Origin of the sequence: Kumtagia ephedrae, from assembly GCF_003012745.1 — a bacterium.
In the GTDB taxonomy this organism is placed as follows: domain Bacteria; phylum Pseudomonadota; class Alphaproteobacteria; order Rhizobiales; family Rhizobiaceae; genus Kumtagia; species Kumtagia ephedrae.
Genome location: NZ_PXYK01000016.1, coordinates 63,979 through 80,186 on the forward strand (window position 1 = coordinate 63,979; position 16,208 = coordinate 80,186).

Sequence of the window (16,208 nt, forward strand, 5' to 3'; positions counted from 1 at the left end):
GACGATGGAGGAAACGAAACGGCGGTCGCTGAAGCCCCTGCGCCGCCTCATGCCCTATGTGGTCCGCTATCGCGGGCTGGCGATCGGCGCGGCCGTTTCCCTCGTCGTCGCGGCCGTCACCACGCTGACCCTGCCGCTCGCCGTGCGGCGCATGATCGACCATGGCTTCTCCTCGCCGGATTCGACCTTCATCTCGAACTACTTCGGAATGCTGGTGGTGATCGCCGCGGTGCTGGCGGCGGCTTCGGCTGCGCGCTACTACTTCGTCATCACGCTCGGCGAGCGCGTCGTCGCCGATCTGCGCCGAGACGTCTTCTCCCACGTCACGAGCCTGTCGGCCGGCTTCTTCGACACGGTGCAGTCGGGCGAGATCGTGTCGCGGCTGACCGCCGACACCACGCAGATCAAGGCGGCCGTCGGCGCCAGCGCCTCGCTGGCGCTGCGCAACGCCATCCTCGGCATCGGCGCGGTGGCCATGATGGTCGTCACCAGCCCGAAGCTCTCCGGCCTCGTCATCGTCGCCATTCCGGTGATCGTGCTGCCGCTGGTGGCCTTCGGCCGTTCGGTGCGGCGCCGTTCGCGCGCCGCGCAGGACATGCTGGCCGAGGCCTCGGCCTATGCCAGCGAGCAGATCGGCGCGGTGCGCACGCTGCAGGCCTATACCAACGAGCGGCTGGTGACCGGGCGCTTCGCGGGCGCCGTCGAAACCGCCTTCGCGGCGGCTCGATCGTCCGTTCTGGCGCGCGCTCTCCTCACCTTTTTCGCCATTTTCACCATCTTCGCCTCGGTGGTGGCCGTGCTGTGGTTCGGCTCGCGCGACGTGCTGGCGGGCGCCATGTCGCCGGGCACGCTCGGCCAGTTCCTGCTGTTCTCGGTCTTCGCCGCCGGCGCGCTCGGCGCGCTGTCGGAGACCTGGGGCGAGCTCAGCCAGGCCGGCGGCGCGGCCGAGCGGCTGATGGAACTGCTTGCGGAAGAGCCGGCGATCGCGAAACCGGCAAATGCCGTGGCGTTGCCGGCAAGGCCGCTCGGCTCGGTAGCCTTCCGCGGCGTCTCCTTCACCTATCCGTCGCGCCCCGACCTGCCGACGCTGCACGACCTCACCTTCACCATCAAGCCGGGAGAGAAGGTCGCTCTGGTGGGCCCGTCCGGGGCCGGCAAGAGCACGATCTTCTCGCTGATCCTGCGCTTCTACGACCCGCAGGCGGGTTCGGTGCTGGTCGACGGGGTCGACGTGGCGGCAGCCGATCCTGCCGAGCTGCGCGGCCGCCTCGCCATCGTCCCGCAGGACGTCACCATCTTCGCGGCCTCGGCAGGCGACAATATCGGCTTCGGCCGGCCGGGCGCGAGTGCCGCCGAGGTAGAGGCCGCGGCGCGCGATGCCTTCGCCGACGACTTCATCCGAAAGCTGCCCGACGGTTATGCCACCCAGGTCGGCGAGCGCGGCGTGACGCTGTCGGGCGGCCAGCGCCAGCGCATCGCGATCGCCCGGGCGATATTGCGCGATGCGCCGATCCTGCTGCTCGACGAAGCGACGTCGGCGCTCGACGCCGAAAGCGAGAGCGCCGTGCAGGAAGCGCTGGAGCGGCTGATGCAGGGGCGCACCAGCATCGTGATTGCCCACCGCCTCGCCACCGTGCTCAAGGCCGACCGCATCCTGGTGATGGACGAGGGCCGCATCGTCGAGGAAGGCACCCATGCCAGCCTCGTCGCCAGGGGCGGGCTCTATGCGCGGCTGGCCGAGCTGCAGTTCGCCGACGGCAAGGCCGGGTTCGCCAGGGCGGCGGAGTAGGCTCAGGCGGGCCGCCAGTCGGCCAGCAGCGTCGCGTGGCCAAACCGCGCCGTCTTCGCGACATGGCGGGCGTCGGCCGTGACGAAAATCCCGCCCCGCTCGATCGCCATGGCGTGATAGAGGCTGTCGAACAGCGTGGGATAGCCGCCGCCGGGAGACTGTGTTCGCGCGATGGCTTCCGCCAGCGTCAGGTCGGCTTGGTTCGGTTCTTCGAGGACGAGACCCAAGGCGCGAAATTCCTCGAAAAGGCTGCCGACCGTGGTCAAGGGCACTCCGACGTGGAGCGAGGCGGACAACGTCTCGTAGAGGACGAGCGACGGAGTCAGATAGCCATCGCCCTTTGCCAGCATGTGATCGACAAAGGACCGAGCGTGATCACTGTCGTCCTCATCCTTCAGCAATTTGACGAAAATGGAGGCGTCGATAACGATCACTCGTGCCTGCCTTCGAGAACGTCAATCGGCCGGCCGTCCCACTCCATTCGCTTTCTGCGTAGGAATTCGCTTCCGGACTCCTCAGCCGTTGCGGGTCGACGTATCTCATCCAGGGTCTTCTGCAGGTTCCGGATCGCGACATCGCGCAACGCCTGATCGATCGCTTTCTCTACGAACCGCGACCGTTCATTCTTCGGCACGACTGCTTCCAGCTTGCTCTTCACATCTGCAGCGATCGAAAAGGTCGCGCGCTCCTTTGGGCCGGATGCATTCATGGCTGCGCCTCCTGGAAAGCGTATCTTATCCTCATACTCTTTCGTACGCAAATTTCGCACGCACGCCCACTGCCCCGCTCGCGCTCACCCCAGCAGGTTGCGGGCGATGCGCATGAAGATGCGCGCGCCGATGGCGATCAGGTCGTCGGGGAAATCGTAGTCCGGATTGTGCAGCGCCGGCCGGTCGACGCCGGCGCCGAGGAAGAACATCGCCGATTTCGAGGAGTGGCCGAACACGCCGAAATCCTCGGAGGCGCGCAGCGGCAGCTGCTCCTCGTCGTGGGGAATGCCCTCCGCATCGAGCGCGGCGCGCAGGTGCTCCACCGCCTCCGGCGCATTCAGGCTGGCCACGAAGATCTCGTGATAGTCGACCGTGTGGCGCAGGCCGTCTTTCCCGGCGGCTTCATGCACCAGCGCTTCCGCCGCCGCGCAGAGGTCGGCCATGCGCTCGTCGAGGCGGGTGCGCAGCGTGGCGCGGATCTCCGCGCGGCCCGGCGCGATGCCGAAGACCGGCTCGCCCATGGACGCATGGGTGACAGTGACCATGGCGAAGTCGTCGTCGTGAAAACTGCCGCCGCCGAGCTTCGCCAGCGCCGGCATCAGCCGGCTGACGGCGAGCATCGGCGAGGTTCCTGTCTCCGGCATGGAGGAATGGGCGGTCTTGCCGTCGAGCACGATGCGGATGCCGCGCGAGGCGCAGTTGACGACGCCGGGCTTCAGCCGGACATGCCCGAGCGGCGTGCCGGGCACGTTGTGCAGCGAGAAGGCGAAATCCGGACGGATTTTGTCGTAGCGCGGATCGGCCACCACGCCGGCGGCGCCGTTGCCGGTTTCCTCCGCCGGCTGGAACATCAGCACGACGCGGCCGCGGGCCGGCGGGCGTCGGCCGAACTGACGGGCGAGGGCGGCGAGGATGGTGGTGTGGCCGTCATGGCCGCACATATGCGACTTGCCGGGCACGGTGGAGCGATGCGGGATGTCCGGCAACTCCTCGATGGGCAGTGCATCGAGCTCGCTGCGGAACAACACGGTCGGCCCTGGGCCGGCGCCCTCGTAGACGATCGCCACGCCGTGGCCGCCGAGGCCCGTGAGCACGGCGCTCGGGCCGGTGCCGGCGAGGAAGTCGACGACGCGCCGCGCGGTCGCCTCCTCTTCGTTGGAGATTTCCGGAAACCGGTGCAGCTCGCGCCGGAACGCGACGAGATCGGCGATGTCCTGATTGGTCAGTTCCATGATGTCTTCCGTCCTAAAGGTTCGACGCGCCATGTCGGCCGGCATTGCGCCCGGAAAAGATGCAGCCGCCGAGGAAGGTGCCTTCCAGCGCATTGTAGCCGTGGTATCCGCCGCCGCCGAAGCCGGCGGCCTCGCCCGCCGCATAGAGGCCGGTGATCGGCTCGCCCACCGTGTCGAGCACCCGGCCATCGAGGTCCGTGTGGATGCCGCCGAGCGTCTTGCGGGTGAGGATGTTGAGCCGCACGGCAATCAGGGGGCCGCTGGCCGGATCGAGAATTTTGTGCGGCTTGGCGGTGCGGATCAGCCGGTCGCCCAGATAGTTTCGAGCGCCGCGGATGGCGATCACCTGCGCGTCCTTGCAGAATGGGTTGTCCAGCTCGCGGTCGCGCGCCTCGATCTGCGCCTTCAGCCGGTCATGGTCGATCGGCGGCGCCGCGGCCAGCCGGTTCATGCCGGCGACCAGCTCGGGCAGGGTGGTCGCCACGACGAAATCCTCGCCATTGCGCTTGAAGGCTTCCACCGGCGGCGGTGCGCCCGCGCCGCGGCGGCTCTTCAGCACCTTCAGCCAGCTGCCGGAGGTGAGGTCGGGGTTCTGCTCCGAGCCCGACAGCGCGAATTCCTTCTCGATGATCTTCTGCGTCAGCACGAACCACGAATGGTCGTAGCCGGTGGCCAGGATGTGCTTCAGCGTCGCCAGCGTGTCCAAGCCCGGCAGGCAGGGCGCCGGCAGCCGTTCGCCGCGCGCGTCGAACCAAAGCGACGACGGCCCGGGCAGGATGCGGATGCCGTGGTTCGGCCAGATCGGGTCCCAGTTGCGCAGGCCCTCGGTGTAGTGCCACATGCGGTCGCCGTTGATGACGGCCGCCCCCGCCTGTTGTGCGACGCCGATCATGCGGCCATCGACATGCGGCGGCACGCCGGCCACCATGAAGCGCGGCGGCTCGCCCAGCCGGCCGCGCGGCCAGCTTTTCCGCACCAACTCGAGATCGCCGCCGATGCCGCCGGAGCAGACGAGAACCGCGCCGGCCTGCAGCTCGAAGTCGCCGACGACATTGCGGCTCGAGGGCTGGCCGCGCAGCACGTCGGAGGGCTCCAGCACCTCGCCGGCGACGCCGACGACCGCGCCTCCGGACTTGACCAGCCGGCTGACGCGGTGGCGGAACTTCAGCGCGATGCGGCCCTGGCCGGCATGCTCCTGCACGCGGCGGATGAACGGCGCCAGCACGCCCGGCCCGGTGCCCCAGGTGACGTGGAAGCGCGGCACCGAATTGCCGTGGCCGTGCGCATGGCCGCCGCCGCGCTCGGCCCAGCCGACCACCGGGAACCAGCGCATGCCCTGTGCGTGCAGCCAGGGCCGCATCCCGCCCGCGGCGAAGTCGACAAAAGCCTCCGCCACCTTGCGCGGCCAGAAATCCTCGGGTCGATCGAACTGCGCAGAGCCCATCCAGTCCTGCAGGGCGAGATCGCGGCTGTCGCGGATGCGCATGCGCCGCTGCTCCGGGCTGTCGACGAAGAACAGGCCGCCGAGCGACCAGAAGGCCTGGCCGCCGAGCGAATTCCCGCCTTCCTGCTCGACGACGACGACGCGCCGGCCGGCATCCGCCAGCTCCGCCGCCGCGACCAGGCCGGCCAGCCCGCCGCCCACGATGATGGCATCGGCCGTCTCGGCCATTGGTGTCCTCCCGTTCCGGCGCAGCCTACCGGCTATCGGGCGGAACGCAATTCCTTCAGCAGCTCCGGTCCGCTCCAGTGCCGGCGCTGGCCGCTCTCGGCCTCGTGTACCAGCTCCACCAGCCGGCGATTGACCGGTGCGTGCATGCCGTGCCGGTCGGCCAGGCGGATGACCTCGCCGTTCAGCCAGTCGACATCCGTCCTGCGGCCGGCGTCCAGCGCGTCGATCATCGAGGAGCGGGCGGCCGGATCGACCTCCAGCACGCTGCCGGCGAGCCGCAGGAACAGCCAGTCGGGCAGGCCGAGAAGCCAGGGCACGAGGCCCGGCGGCAGCGCGGTCAGTCTTGCCGGGCGGATGCCGTCGGCCTTCATCGCCGCCAGCGCCTCGCGCTGCGCCATGGCAAGACACCGCCGGTAGGCGCGCTGCGACAGCTCTTCGCGCAACGTCAGACCGGACAGGCCGCTGACGGCGTTGTTGAGGTTGAGCAGCAGCTTGCCCCATTGCACCGGCCGGAACGCGGCATGCCGGGCGAGCGGCAGTCCGGCCTTGGCGAAGGTCGGCAGGAAGGGTGTCAAGGCGGCATTGTCCTCGACGTCGAGCGCGCCCTGCGTCGCCTGCTTGAAGGTCGGACCCGGAAGCTGCACCACGTTGAAAGGCACCATGCCGGCGAGCACCGTCCGACCGGGGAGTGCCGCGCGCAGGATCTCCTCATTGCCGATGCCGTTCTGGAAGCTGATCACGATCGCCTGCGGGGGTGCATGCTCTGCCAGCCCGGCAGCCGCGTCGCCCGTGTCGCCGGCCTTGACGGTGACCAGCACGAGGTCTGCCTCCGCAAGGGCCTCCGGATCGGTGCGATAGTCGACCACGCCCGGCTCCAGCCAAAAATCGGCGCCATGATGATCGGCTAGGCGCAACCCGCCGGCCGCGATCGCCGCGCCGAAGCGTTCGCGGCCGATGAAGCGCACTCTTGCGCCCGCCGCCGCCAGCCGGCCGCCGACATAGCAGCCGATGCTGCCGGCGCCGAAGATGCAGATCAGGGGCGGGGTCTGCATGCGCTGCCTCCTCTCGGCGCTACGCCGGCCGCCGATGCATCATCCGCCGTAGCGGGTTTTCAGGTGATCGATGAAATGGGCCGCGTTCAGCCGCTCGCCGGTCGCCCGCTCCAGCAGTTCCGGCGTCGACCAGCGCGAACCCTGCGACCAGATTCTCTGCCGCCGCCAGTTGTTGATCGCCTCGAAGCGGCCTTGCGCGATATCGTCGTCGAAGGCTTGGTGCTCGCGCCGCAGCGCCGCCGCCTGCTGCGCCGCCATCATGGCGCCCAGCGTGTAGGAAGGGAAATAGCCGAAGGCCCCTGCCGGCCAGTGCACGTCCTGCATCGGCCCGTCCTGGAAATTGCCGGCGGTCGACAGGCCGAGATAGTCGCGCATCTTGGCGTCCCAGGCATCCGGTATGTCGGCGGCCTCGAGACGCCCGGCGACAAGCTCCTGCTCCAGTTCGAAGCGCAGGATGACGTGCAGCGGATAGGTGACCTCGTCGGCCTCGACGCGGATCAGCCCGCGCTCGACATGCAGCACATGGGCAAGGATATCGTCGATGCTCCAGCTTTCGCCGAGATGACGCTCGACGAAAGGCAGCGCCCAGCGCCAGAAGGCGGGATTGCGGGCGAGCTGCATCTCCACGAACAGGCTCTGGCTCTCGTGCACGGCCATGCCGCGCGCCTTGCCGAGCGGCCAGTGCGACCACTCCTTGGGCAGGTTCTGCTCGTAGAGGGCGTGGCCGGTCTCATGCAGCACGCCCATCAGTGCCGACAGGAAGTCGGACGTCTTGTAGCGCGTGGTGATGCGCACATCCGTCGGCACGCCACCGCAGAAGGGATGATGCGAGACCGACAGGCTGCCGTGGGTGAGGTCGAAGCCCACCGCCGTCATCATGGCGAGGCCGAGTTCGCGCTGCTTGTCGACCGGATAAGTGCCGGAAAGCTCCCGCCGCGGCGTTTTTTCCAGGCGTTTTTGCTGCACCGCGAGCGCCTGCGGGACGAAATCGCGGAGAAAAGCCTTCAGTTCGGTGAAGATCGGAGCGATTTCCGCTACCCGATTGCCGGGATCATATTGTTCCATCAGCGCGTCATAAGGCTCAAGGCCGAGAGCGTCGGCGCGCAGCGCCGCCTCTTCGCGCACCAGCTCGACGATGCCGGACAGCGCCGGGAGGAAGCCGCCCCAGTCGTTCTTGGCGCGCAAATCGCGCCAAAGCTGCTCGCAGCGCAGCCGCGCCCCGGTCTGCCGCTCGACGAATTCCGGGGGCAGGCACGTCATGTTGGTGTATTGGCGGCGGAATTCGCCCAGCGCCGCCGCCTGGTTCTCGTTCAGCACCTCCTGTTCCGCCGCGGCGATCCAGTCGGCGATCTCCGGGGCGATCGCCTGGCGGTGGTACATGCCGGCGAGCGCGGCCAACGCCTCGGCGCGCTTCTCGCCGCCACCCGGCGCCATGTGGGTGGCCTCGTCGGCGCCGAGGATCGCCAGCGCATGCTCCAGCGCCTCCAGCTTGCGGCCGATCTCGTCGAGTTTTGCGAAGGACATGGACACTCCTCAATGCTGGAAGCGAGGGGACACGAACCGCGTCTTGTCCGCAAGCCCCGGCCGGAAGTCAGAGCCGTCTTTACCGGAACCGGCCGCAACGGCAAATCGGCCGCCGGCGGGTGCCGGCGGCCGATTTGCGATCGGGTCCGCGTAGACGCGGGCTCAGCTCATGGCATCGTGATGGATCGCGCTGTCGAGCCGCGCGATCCGATCCTGCAGGACGATGTAGCGCGCCCTGGGCAGGGCGCCGTGGTGGTTGTCGGCCGTACGGATGGCATCCCTGCGGATGTCATGCGCGCGAGCCGCCAGATCGCGGTACTCGGCGCGCGTCAGCGTGCCGCGATCGCGATCGACCCGTATCCGGGAGTTGGCCGTTCCGAGCTCGTTGACGACGCGCTCGAGCCGCGGTCGGTATTCCGGCGCCCTGACGACCTGCGTGGCCACCATATGCGTGGCGGCGACGGGCGGCGAGACCGACGGTATCGGGGGCGGACCCATGGTCATGTGGTCGAAATAGCCGCTGTCGTCGGCCTGATCCGGCGGCTGGAATTCATGCGACCGGTGCGAGCCCAGGCCACGATCGTGGTCGTGATCGCGGTTGGCCGCGTAGGCACCGGCGAGCGAGGTTGAGACGAGGATTGCAGCAAGGGCTGCCTTTAGGGTGAAGGAACGCATGGATGCGTCTCCTTGTGCAGGCGCGAAGACACGTCTTCGCGGAACGGCTGTCCGGTCCTGTCGCGTCGCGATGCGTCTCCCTCGGCCACGGCGCGGGAGGTGTCGTCCGTGGCGATCGGGAGAACCAGGCATCGCCGGCAGTTCCCAGCCGCAGGCGCGACGCTACGCCCGCCGGCTTGCCATCGGCAAATTACAAAATGATAATTTTTCGAAGGGCTTGAACGGCGTCGCCGGCGGCGCAGTTACAACCGGATTGCGTCCATGCCCGCGCCTCCCACAGGTGCTCGCCGGAACCCCGGAAGCGGTCAGGAGGCGGCGCCGAGCCGCAGGACGGTCTTGCCGGCGGCGTCGAGCAGGACGAGCCCGGGGCCGTCCCATGTCCAGTTTCGCACCTGTTCGAGGGCGTGGAAGAATTTCGCTTCCTGATCGGAAACGTCCGGGGCGCACATCATCTTGGTCGAGGCCATCGGCCCGAATGCGATCGCGCCGTCGTCGATCTTCGCCGAACCGCTGAAGCGGTTGCAACCGCCGGTTCCGGTCGCCCGGCCGTCGGCGCCGAGGTCGATCGTCACCCGTGACCCGGCAGCGACCGGCTGGCCGCCGATCTCCTCGACCGCCCATGCTCCGTAAGGGCCTGCCGGCGGGGAGTCGGCCATGGCGGGCGCTCCCATCGTCAAGGTGACGGCCAGCAACGCAGCCACCATACCGCTACGGATCATGCCGCGTCTCCCCGCTGCGCTTTCTGCGCCGCGCCAGCATGTTGAGGCCCTCGACCAGAGCCGAGAAGCCCATGGCGGCATAGATGTAGCCTTTCGGCACGTGGTAGCCCATGCCGTCGGCGATCAGCGTCATGCCGATCATCAGCAGGAAGCCGAGCGCCAGCATGACGATGGTCGGGTTCTTCTCGATGAAATTGGCGAGGGGGGTGGCCGCCAGCAGCATCACCGTGACCGCGACGATGACGGCGATGTACATGATGGCGATCTCGTCGGTCATGCCGACGGCGGTGATGATGGAGTCGATCGAAAACACCAGGTCGAGCAGCAGGATCTGGAAGATGGCGCCGCCGAGGGTGAACTGCACGGTCTTGCCGAGCATCTCGTCCTTGTGGTCGTCGGGATCGACGGTGTGGTGGATTTCCTTGGTCGCTTTCCACACCAGGAACAGGCCGCCAGCGATCAGGATCAGGTCGCGCCACGAGAAGCCGTGGCCGAACAGGGTGAAGACCGGCTGCGTCAACTGGACGATGAAGGAGATGGTGGCCAGCAGTACCAGCCGCATGATCAGCGCCGCCCCGATGCCCAGCCTGCGCGCCGGCACCCGCTGATGCTCGGGCAGCTTGTTGGTGAGGATCGAGATGAAGATCAGGTTGTCGATGCCGAGGACGACCTCCAGCACCACCAGGGTCAACAGCGCCACCCATGCCGTGGGATTGGCCACCCACTCGAAATGCATCGCAAGGAAGTCGGTCATTGGCCTCTCGTCAATCCGTCAGTGGGCAATGGGCTGAGCTGTAATGAGAAATCGCGACAGAGGTATGAGAGGTCCTGGCGCGCGTCAACGGGCATGCCAGAATACCGGAACGGTTTCTTCGAGCCGCGGCCCGAGCCTGAGCGGCGCGATGCGCTCGGCCAACCCGGTGCGGTCGGAGATGTCGACGCCGACGCCGCAGATCGTCGCCGGTCCGCCCGCCGCCTCGAAGCGGCCCTTCGGAACCTTGGAGAGGAAGCGGTTCAGCGGCTCCTCCTTGTCCATGCCGAGCGAGGAATCGTAGTCGCCGCACATGCCGGCATCGGTCAGGTAGCCGGTGCCGCCGTTGAGGATCTGGTGGTCCGCCGTCGGCTGGTGCGTGTGCGTGCCGACGACCAGGCTGGCTCGGCCGTCGACGAAATGCGCGAAGCACATCTTCTCCGAGGTCGCCTCGGCATGGAAGTCGATCACCACCGCGTCGGCCTGCTCGCCGAGCGGGCAGGCGGCGAGCTCGCGCTCGGCCGCCTGGAAGGGGTCGTCGAGCTCCGGATGCATGAACACCCGGCCCATGATGTTGGAGACCAGCACGCGCGCGCCATTGCGGGCGAGATAGACGCCGGAGCCGCGTCCCGGCGTGCCCTTCGGGAAATTGGCCGGGCGCAGGAAGCGCTCCTGGCGCGGCGCGAACTCGAGCGCCTCGCGCTGGTCCCAGACATGGTTGCCGGTGGTCACCACATCGGCACCCGCTGCGATCGTCTCCCGAAAAATCTCCTCGGTGATGCCGAAGCCGCCGGCGGCGTTCTCGCCGTTGACGATGACGAAGTCGAGCTTGAGGTCGGAGATCAGGCCCGGCAGCCTGTCCCACACCGCGGTGCGGCCGGACCGCCCGACCATGTCGCCAAGAAAGAGGAGTCTCATCGTCAATCCGATCGCTGCCGCCGCTCGGGCGGTCTGAAGCGTGTGTTTATATGGTCTTCCAGATAGCCGGTATGAGCAGGCGTCGCTAGTTCGGGCGCTTTAATATAGGGGGTGGCGCCGTCGGATCACGTTGCAGCGCGGGGCGGCCGTGTCCTGGGCTGGTAGGGCGCGACGTCGATTTCCCCCTCTCGCTTGCGAGCCTGGGCGATGTCGTAGCTATTTTGCATGCGCATAAGCGTATCCATGCTGACGCCGAAGGCCTTTTCCAGGCGGAGCGCCATCTCGGGGGAGAGTGCCGAGCGCCCGTTGAGAAAGGACGAAAGCGCCGGGCGTGTCACGCCAAGCGCTTCCGCCGCAACTGTCACGGATAGGTCGGCCGGCTCCATGATTTCGGCACGCACGAAGCTGCCCGGATGTGGTGGATTCTTCAGGCGGAAAGTGGTCGTCTCGTTCATTGTCGCGCCTCAGTGATAGTCTTCATAGTCGAGATCGACGATCTCGATTCCGGCCGGATCGATACGGAAAGTCATCCGCCAGTTCTTCGTGACAAAAAGGCTCCAAGTCCCTTTGCGGTCGCCGGTGAGTTGATGCGCTTTCCACGTAGGCACCCCGAGAAGTTCGGTCTCTCGCTCCATGTCCTGCAGGAAGGCGATGATGTTACGAATCTTGCCGACGAATTGCGCAGGGAGCCCGCTCGCATCGTCATCCAAAATCAGCCGGCGCAAGCCTTTGTGCCTAACAGATCGAATCCGCATCGGATCTCGAATGTAGAATTTTCCGGGCCATCCTGTAAAGTGTGCCTTTACGGGATACGGCTGCCGTTCGCCGTTTCGAACCGCCTCAACCCGCTCTCCGTCAAAATCTCCGGGATGATCACGTCGTGGGTCTCGTCCGGCACCTGCGGCACCTCCTGGCAGTCGAAGGCGATGCCGACGAGCCGCGGCGAGCGGCCCATGTCCTGGAGCCTTGCGATGGCGCGGTCGTAGTAGCCGGCGCCATAGCCGATGCGGTGGCCGCGCGCGTCGAAGGCGGCGAGCGGCACCAGCATGATCGACGGGTCCAGCACTTCCGCTTCGGGCCCCGGGCCGGACGTGCCGAAACCCATGTCGATGAGCGCGGCGCCGCGCACCAGCTCGCGGAACACGATCGTGGTCCTGTCGAGGATGGCCGGCAGGCAGAGGCGGGCGCCACCTTCGCGCAGCGCGAACAGGATGGGCCGCACGTCGACCTCGGACCGCATCGGCCAGAAGCCCGAGACGATGTCCTGCGGCCCGGTCTCGATATGCCGGCGCGCCGTCTCGGCCATGGCAAGTGCCGCCTCGATGCGCCATACCGGATCGAGCGCGTCGCGGCGCGCTAGCGCCTCCTGGCGCAGCAGCTTCTTCAGGCTTTTCGGCGTATCCGTCATCGTGGCCTCTTTGCGCGTCACGATAGACGATGCGGTCGGGCGGGAGTTGCCGGAAATGCGGCAGGAAGAGGTGAAGCGACGATCCAGGCAACCGGTGGAGAAGTCGATCCCGGGAACCTACAAAGTAGGTGGGCGCCGTTTGTCCGAGCCCACGGGCCCGGCCAGGGACAGCTCCCTTCGAGATCGATAAGGCCCCGGGGAAATGTCTCTCCTGCCGCGAAGCCCAGACCGTCGCAGCGAATATAAGCCGGCGGTGCGGCGCCCGCCAGAGGCGCCTTGCACATTTGCACGGCTTGCGCAGTGCAGCATCGCTCCTTACGGTCGCCGCGACGAACGGGATGGTTTTCATGCGCTTCGAAGGCACGGCGGCTTACGTCGCCGACAAGGATCTGATGGTGGCGGTCAACGCGGCGATTGCGCTGGAGCGGCCGCTGCTGGTCAAGGGCGAGCCCGGCACCGGCAAGACCGAGCTGGCGCGCCAGGTCGCGGCGGCGCTCGGCCTCGACCTGATCGAATGGAACGTGAAGTCCACGACCAAGGCGCAGCAGGGCCTTTACGAATATGACGCGGTCAGCCGGCTGCGCGACAGTCAGCTCGGCGACGGCCGCTTCAACGACATCCACAACTACATCAGGCGCGGCAAGCTGTGGGACGCCTTCGCCGCCGACCGCAAGGTCGTGCTCCTGATCGACGAGATCGACAAGGCCGATATCGAGTTCCCGAACGACCTGTTGCAGGAACTCGACCGTATGGAGTTCTTCGTCTACGAGACCGGCGAGACCATCTCGGCGAAGCACCGGCCGATCGTCATCATCACTTCCAACAACGAGAAGGAACTGCCCGACGCCTTCCTGCGCCGCTGCTTCTTCCACTACATCCGCTTCCCCGACGCCGAGACGCTGCAAAGAATCGTCGACGTGCATTATCCCGGGATCAAGCAGGCGCTGGTGCGCGCCGCGCTCACGCGGTTCTACGAGATCCGCGAGGTGCCGGGCCTGAAGAAGAAGCCGTCGACCTCCGAGGCGCTCGACTGGATCCGGCTGCTGGTCGCCGACGACGTGGCGCCCGAGGACCTGCGCACCGATCCGAAGAACATGCTGCCCAAGCTGCATGGCGCGCTGCTCAAGAACGAGCAGGACGTACATCTGTTCGAGAAGCTGGCGTTCATGGCGCGGCGGCAGGGATAGATTCCCGACCGGATAGCTCTCAGCCGGTCCTTCCCTGCGCGACATGCAGGTCAGGCGCAGCCATTCCCCTGGCCGTGGACCGTTGCGGCCTGTCGTCGCCGGCCGCATCCTGCCTCGAACTGGCTCAACGGTTGAGGCCAGGCCTGCCCGAGGGGAAGAGAATGAGCGTCACCATCCGCCCGCTGCAACAATCCGATCATGCCGATTGGCGTCGGCTGTGGACCGCCTATCTGGAGTTCTACAAGGCCACCGTCTCCGAGGAGGTCTACGCCACGACCTGGCGGCGGCTGTTCGCCGAGGGCGAGTTCGAGCCGCGCGGCTTCATCGCCGTGCTGGACGGCAAGGCGGTCGGGCTCGTGCATTACCTCTACCATCGCTCCTGCTGGTCGCTCGAAGGCAACTGCTATTTGCAGGACCTGTTCACCGACGCCGAGACGCGCGGCAAGGGCGTCGGCGCGGCCCTCATCAAGGTGGTGCAGGACGCCGCCGCCGAACGGGGCGTCACCAACGTCTACTGGATGACGCACGAGACCAACGACACGGCGCGCAAGCTCTATGACCGGGTGGCGCGCAAGACCGGGTTCATCGAGTATGACCTGCTGTAGGTTGGTTTCGAGATTTCAAACGGCTTGGAGGTCGACGGCGACATCCCTCCACTCCGCCTGACTTGACGAGCGAAGCTTCCTGAGCAGGCGCTCATCGGCGGTCACCATGATAGTATCCAGTCTGGCGGCCAGGCAGAGATAGAAGCAGTCGTAGGTGGGATGATCGAGCAGCCTGGACAGGCGCAGCGCCGCCGGCCCCAGCGGTTCCGTTCGCTCCACCTGCAGCTTCGCGAAGCTCAGCGCGCCAACGGCATCGTCGCCATCGGCTTCGGTCAGTTCGCCGCGCCGCATCTTCTTCCAGAGGATGTTCGCCACTTCAGCGAAGAGGATGTCCGGAACCGCGAAGCTATAACTGCTTCGCAACGCAACAGCCTTGAGCGAATGCTCTTCCGGCACAAGCCATTTTGCGACGACGCTTGCATCGACGACGATGGTTTGGGTCACCGCTCGTCACGGCTTTCGCGAAGCAGGATTTCGGAAGGCGTGTGATGACGCCCCTCAAGCCGCTTGCGCAGCCTCGCCGCAAGCTGATCGAAATCCTGCCCGGGCTCCTCGAAAAGAGCCTGCTGGAGGATGGCGCGGTGCTCCGCTTCCGCCGAGCGGCCATGCGTCTGGGCGCGCTGCTTCAAGCGCGCGACAAGCTCGTCATCGACATTTCGCACATGCAAGCTGGCCATTTCCGATGCTCCGCTTGGATACGGGATTGCTAGCATTTTGCTAGCATTTTGTCCAGCTTGCCTTTGGGAACGAGTCCGCGCAAAACAGTCCCATGTTCCTCCCCTTCTTCCTCGAACTGAAGGCCGCGCGCGTTCCCGTCTCGCTGCGCGAATACCTGACGCTGCTGGAAGGCATGGAGGCGGGGCTGGTCGACTACGACGTGGAGGGGTTTTATTATCTCGCCCGTTCGGCGCTGGTGAAGGACGAGCGCCATATCGACCGCTTCGACCGGGTTTTCGCCCATGTCTTCAAGGGCGTCGAGGCGGTGTCCGGCGAGGCGCCGATCGATGTCGCGGCGCTTCCCGAGGAGTGGCTGCGCCGGCTTGCCGAAAAGCACCTCACCGAGGACGAGAAGAAGCTGGTCGAGGCGCTCGGCGGCTTCGAAAAGCTGATGGAGACGCTGAAGAAGCGGCTGGAGGAGCAGAAGGGCCGACACCAGGGCGGCTCGAAATGGATCGGCACGGCCGGCACCTCGCCCTTCGGCGCCTATGGCTACAATCCCGAAGGCGTACGCATCGGCCAGCACGAAAGCCGCAATCGCCGCGCCGTCAAGGTGTGGGACAAGCGCGAGTTCAAAAACTTCGACGATTCCGTCGAGCTCGGCACCCGCAACATCAAGGTGGCGCTGAAGCGGCTGCGCCGCTGGGTGCGCGAGGGCGCGGAGGAGGAACTCGACCTGCCCGGCACCATCCACGCCACAGCCGAGCACGGTTACCTCGACGTGAAGACGCGGCCGGAGCGCCGCAACGCGGTGAAGCTCTTGATGTTCTTCGACGTCGGCGGCTCGATGGACGAGCACATCAGGATCGTCGAGGAGCTGTTCTCGGCGGCACGCGCCGAGTTCCGCCAGCTCGAATATTTCTACTTCCACAACTGCCTCTACGAAGGCGTGTGGAAGGACAACCGGCGGCGCCACTCGGAGGTGATCCCGACCTTCGACGTGCTGCACAAATACGGCCACGACTACAAGGTGATCTTCGTCGGCGACGCCTCGATGAGCCCCTACGAGGTTTCCATGGCCGGCGGCTCGGTCGAGCACTGGAATCCGGAGGCCGGCGCCGTCTGGCTGGGGCGCGTGCTCGCGCAATGGCCGAACGCGGTCTGGCTGAACCCCGTCCCGCGCCAGCACTGGGGTTACACGCATTCGGTCGGTCTGATCCGCGAGGTTTTTGCCGACCGCATGTATCCGCTGACGCTGGCCGGGCTGGAGGCGGCGACGAAAGAGCTGTCGAGGAGGCATTGAAATGCC

General features: G+C 66.8%; 19 protein-coding genes and 1 other RNA gene. 4 read left to right on the forward strand and 16 right to left on the reverse strand.

Annotated features, from left to right (window positions below; genetic code table 11):
* Nucleotides 1–4 precede the first annotated feature (4 nt).
* Complete coding sequence (locus tag C7I84_RS16990) at nucleotides 5–1,789, forward strand: ABC transporter transmembrane domain-containing protein (RefSeq protein ID WP_106773404.1); 1,785 nt, start codon at nucleotides 5–7, stop codon at nucleotides 1,787–1,789.
* A gap of 2 nt (nucleotides 1,790–1,791) precedes the next feature.
* On the opposite strand, the gene C7I84_RS16995 is transcribed toward C7I84_RS16990, so the two are convergent.
* The 14 genes from C7I84_RS16995 to ssrS form a co-directional block, all read right to left on the reverse strand.
* A complete protein-coding gene (locus C7I84_RS16995) occupies nucleotides 1,792–2,223 on the reverse strand; it encodes a type II toxin-antitoxin system VapC family toxin (protein ID WP_106773405.1) in 432 nt (143 codons plus the stop codon).
* Nucleotides 2,220–2,498: a hypothetical protein gene (locus C7I84_RS17000; RefSeq protein WP_106773406.1), complete on the reverse strand. Its 279-nt coding sequence runs from the start codon at nucleotides 2,496–2,498 to the stop codon at nucleotides 2,220–2,222. The genes C7I84_RS16995 and C7I84_RS17000 overlap by 4 nt, the downstream gene beginning before the upstream one ends.
* A gap of 84 nt (nucleotides 2,499–2,582) precedes the next feature.
* A complete protein-coding gene (locus tag C7I84_RS17005; RefSeq protein ID WP_106773407.1) occupies nucleotides 2,583–3,731 on the reverse strand; it encodes an amidohydrolase in 1,149 nt (382 codons plus the stop codon).
* Between the two features lie 13 nt (nucleotides 3,732–3,744).
* Nucleotides 3,745–5,403 carry an FAD-binding dehydrogenase gene (locus C7I84_RS17010; protein ID WP_106773408.1) on the reverse strand — a complete coding sequence of 553 codons (1,659 nt, stop codon included), beginning with the start codon at nucleotides 5,401–5,403 and terminating at the stop codon, nucleotides 3,745–3,747.
* Nucleotides 5,404–5,435: 32 nt separating this feature from the next.
* The gene (locus C7I84_RS17015; protein ID WP_106773409.1) at nucleotides 5,436–6,455 is read right to left on the reverse strand and encodes a 2-dehydropantoate 2-reductase; all 1,020 of its coding nucleotides are present in this window, start codon (nucleotides 6,453–6,455) and stop codon (nucleotides 5,436–5,438) included.
* A 39-nt stretch (nucleotides 6,456–6,494) separates the two neighbouring features.
* Nucleotides 6,495–7,979 carry a carboxypeptidase M32 gene (locus tag C7I84_RS17020; RefSeq protein ID WP_106773410.1) on the reverse strand — a complete coding sequence of 495 codons (1,485 nt, stop codon included), beginning with the start codon at nucleotides 7,977–7,979 and terminating at the stop codon, nucleotides 6,495–6,497.
* A 162-nt stretch (nucleotides 7,980–8,141) separates the two neighbouring features.
* The gene (locus C7I84_RS17025) at nucleotides 8,142–8,654 is read right to left on the reverse strand and encodes a hypothetical protein (RefSeq protein ID WP_106773411.1); all 513 of its coding nucleotides are present in this window, start codon (nucleotides 8,652–8,654) and stop codon (nucleotides 8,142–8,144) included.
* Nucleotides 8,655–8,959: 305 nt separating this feature from the next.
* A complete protein-coding gene (locus tag C7I84_RS17030) occupies nucleotides 8,960–9,373 on the reverse strand; it encodes an META domain-containing protein (protein ID WP_165816108.1) in 414 nt (137 codons plus the stop codon).
* A complete protein-coding gene (locus C7I84_RS17035; protein WP_106773413.1) occupies nucleotides 9,363–10,127 on the reverse strand; it encodes a TerC family protein in 765 nt (254 codons plus the stop codon). Before C7I84_RS17035 ends, C7I84_RS17030 begins: the two co-directional genes overlap by 11 nt.
* 84 nt (nucleotides 10,128–10,211) lie before the next feature.
* The gene (locus tag C7I84_RS17040; RefSeq protein ID WP_106773414.1) at nucleotides 10,212–11,042 is read right to left on the reverse strand and encodes a TIGR00282 family metallophosphoesterase; all 831 of its coding nucleotides are present in this window, start codon (nucleotides 11,040–11,042) and stop codon (nucleotides 10,212–10,214) included.
* A 125-nt stretch (nucleotides 11,043–11,167) separates the two neighbouring features.
* On the reverse strand, nucleotides 11,168–11,497 hold the full coding sequence (locus C7I84_RS17045; RefSeq protein WP_106773415.1) for a HigA family addiction module antitoxin: 330 nt from the start codon (nucleotides 11,495–11,497) through the stop codon (nucleotides 11,168–11,170).
* A gap of 9 nt (nucleotides 11,498–11,506) precedes the next feature.
* A complete protein-coding gene (locus C7I84_RS17050; RefSeq protein WP_106773416.1) occupies nucleotides 11,507–11,797 on the reverse strand; it encodes a type II toxin-antitoxin system RelE/ParE family toxin in 291 nt (96 codons plus the stop codon).
* Between the two features lie 47 nt (nucleotides 11,798–11,844).
* Nucleotides 11,845–12,450, reverse strand: a complete 606-nt coding sequence (locus C7I84_RS17055; RefSeq protein WP_106773417.1) for a 5-formyltetrahydrofolate cyclo-ligase — start codon at nucleotides 12,448–12,450, stop codon at nucleotides 11,845–11,847.
* A gap of 76 nt (nucleotides 12,451–12,526) precedes the next feature.
* Nucleotides 12,527–12,683: non-coding RNA, 6S RNA (gene ssrS / locus C7I84_RS17060), on the reverse strand.
* Between the two features lie 114 nt (nucleotides 12,684–12,797).
* Between ssrS and C7I84_RS17065 the strand changes: the two genes are divergently transcribed.
* Together C7I84_RS17065 and C7I84_RS17070 are read left to right on the forward strand one after the other, a co-directional pair.
* Nucleotides 12,798–13,637, forward strand: a complete 840-nt coding sequence (locus tag C7I84_RS17065; protein WP_106773482.1) for an AAA family ATPase — start codon at nucleotides 12,798–12,800, stop codon at nucleotides 13,635–13,637.
* Between the two features lie 161 nt (nucleotides 13,638–13,798).
* A complete protein-coding gene (locus C7I84_RS17070; RefSeq protein ID WP_106773418.1) occupies nucleotides 13,799–14,242 on the forward strand; it encodes a GNAT family N-acetyltransferase in 444 nt (147 codons plus the stop codon).
* 15 nt (nucleotides 14,243–14,257) lie between these two features.
* Here the strand turns inward: C7I84_RS17070 and C7I84_RS17075 are convergent, their stop codons facing one another.
* Together C7I84_RS17075 and C7I84_RS31050 are read right to left on the reverse strand one after the other, a co-directional pair.
* Nucleotides 14,258–14,686 carry a type II toxin-antitoxin system VapC family toxin gene (locus C7I84_RS17075; protein WP_106773419.1) on the reverse strand — a complete coding sequence of 143 codons (429 nt, stop codon included), beginning with the start codon at nucleotides 14,684–14,686 and terminating at the stop codon, nucleotides 14,258–14,260.
* Nucleotides 14,683–14,955, reverse strand: coding sequence for a FitA-like ribbon-helix-helix domain-containing protein (locus tag C7I84_RS31050; protein ID WP_425351355.1), 273 nt, complete (start codon nucleotides 14,953–14,955; stop codon nucleotides 14,683–14,685). The genes C7I84_RS17075 and C7I84_RS31050 overlap by 4 nt, the downstream gene beginning before the upstream one ends.
* A 56-nt stretch (nucleotides 14,956–15,011) precedes the next feature.
* Here C7I84_RS31050 and C7I84_RS17085 point away from each other — a divergent pair, with 56 nt between their 5' ends.
* Nucleotides 15,012–16,202: a vWA domain-containing protein gene (locus C7I84_RS17085; protein ID WP_106773421.1), complete on the forward strand. Its 1,191-nt coding sequence runs from the start codon at nucleotides 15,012–15,014 to the stop codon at nucleotides 16,200–16,202.
* Nucleotides 16,203–16,208 lie beyond the last annotated feature (6 nt).

What these genes read in the sequence shown, in the direction of transcription:
- C7I84_RS17015 (WP_106773409.1), bottom strand. Translation starts at nt 6,455, where the DNA reads ATGCAGACCCCGCCCCTGATCTGCATCTTCGGCGCCGGCAGCATCGGC.
- C7I84_RS17070 (WP_106773418.1), top strand. Translation starts at nt 13,799, where the DNA reads ATGAGCGTCACCATCCGCCCGCTGCAACAATCCGATCATGCCGATTGG.
- C7I84_RS17025 (WP_106773411.1), bottom strand. Translation starts at nt 8,654, where the DNA reads ATGCGTTCCTTCACCCTAAAGGCAGCCCTTGCTGCAATCCTCGTCTCA.
- C7I84_RS17010 (WP_106773408.1), bottom strand. Translation starts at nt 5,403, where the DNA reads ATGGCCGAGACGGCCGATGCCATCATCGTGGGCGGCGGGCTGGCCGGC.
- C7I84_RS17040 (WP_106773414.1), bottom strand. Translation starts at nt 11,042, where the DNA reads ATGAGACTCCTCTTTCTTGGCGACATGGTCGGGCGGTCCGGCCGCACC.
- C7I84_RS17020 (WP_106773410.1), bottom strand. Translation starts at nt 7,979, where the DNA reads ATGTCCTTCGCAAAACTCGACGAGATCGGCCGCAAGCTGGAGGCGCTG.
- C7I84_RS17065 (WP_106773482.1), top strand. Translation starts at nt 12,798, where the DNA reads ATGCGCTTCGAAGGCACGGCGGCTTACGTCGCCGACAAGGATCTGATG.
- C7I84_RS17085 (WP_106773421.1), top strand. Translation starts at nt 15,012, where the DNA reads ATGTTCCTCCCCTTCTTCCTCGAACTGAAGGCCGCGCGCGTTCCCGTC.
- C7I84_RS17050 (WP_106773416.1), bottom strand. Translation starts at nt 11,797, where the DNA reads ATGCGGATTCGATCTGTTAGGCACAAAGGCTTGCGCCGGCTGATTTTG.
- C7I84_RS16990 (WP_106773404.1), top strand. Translation starts at nt 5, where the DNA reads ATGGAGGAAACGAAACGGCGGTCGCTGAAGCCCCTGCGCCGCCTCATG.
- C7I84_RS17000 (WP_106773406.1), bottom strand. Translation starts at nt 2,498, where the DNA reads ATGAATGCATCCGGCCCAAAGGAGCGCGCGACCTTTTCGATCGCTGCA.
- C7I84_RS17055 (WP_106773417.1), bottom strand. Translation starts at nt 12,450, where the DNA reads ATGACGGATACGCCGAAAAGCCTGAAGAAGCTGCTGCGCCAGGAGGCG.
- C7I84_RS17005 (WP_106773407.1), bottom strand. Translation starts at nt 3,731, where the DNA reads ATGGAACTGACCAATCAGGACATCGCCGATCTCGTCGCGTTCCGGCGC.
- C7I84_RS17030 (WP_165816108.1), bottom strand. Translation starts at nt 9,373, where the DNA reads ATGATCCGTAGCGGTATGGTGGCTGCGTTGCTGGCCGTCACCTTGACG.
- C7I84_RS17035 (WP_106773413.1), bottom strand. Translation starts at nt 10,127, where the DNA reads ATGACCGACTTCCTTGCGATGCATTTCGAGTGGGTGGCCAATCCCACG.
- C7I84_RS17045 (WP_106773415.1), bottom strand. Translation starts at nt 11,497, where the DNA reads ATGAACGAGACGACCACTTTCCGCCTGAAGAATCCACCACATCCGGGC.
- C7I84_RS31050 (WP_425351355.1), bottom strand. Translation starts at nt 14,955, where the DNA reads ATGCTAGCAATCCCGTATCCAAGCGGAGCATCGGAAATGGCCAGCTTG.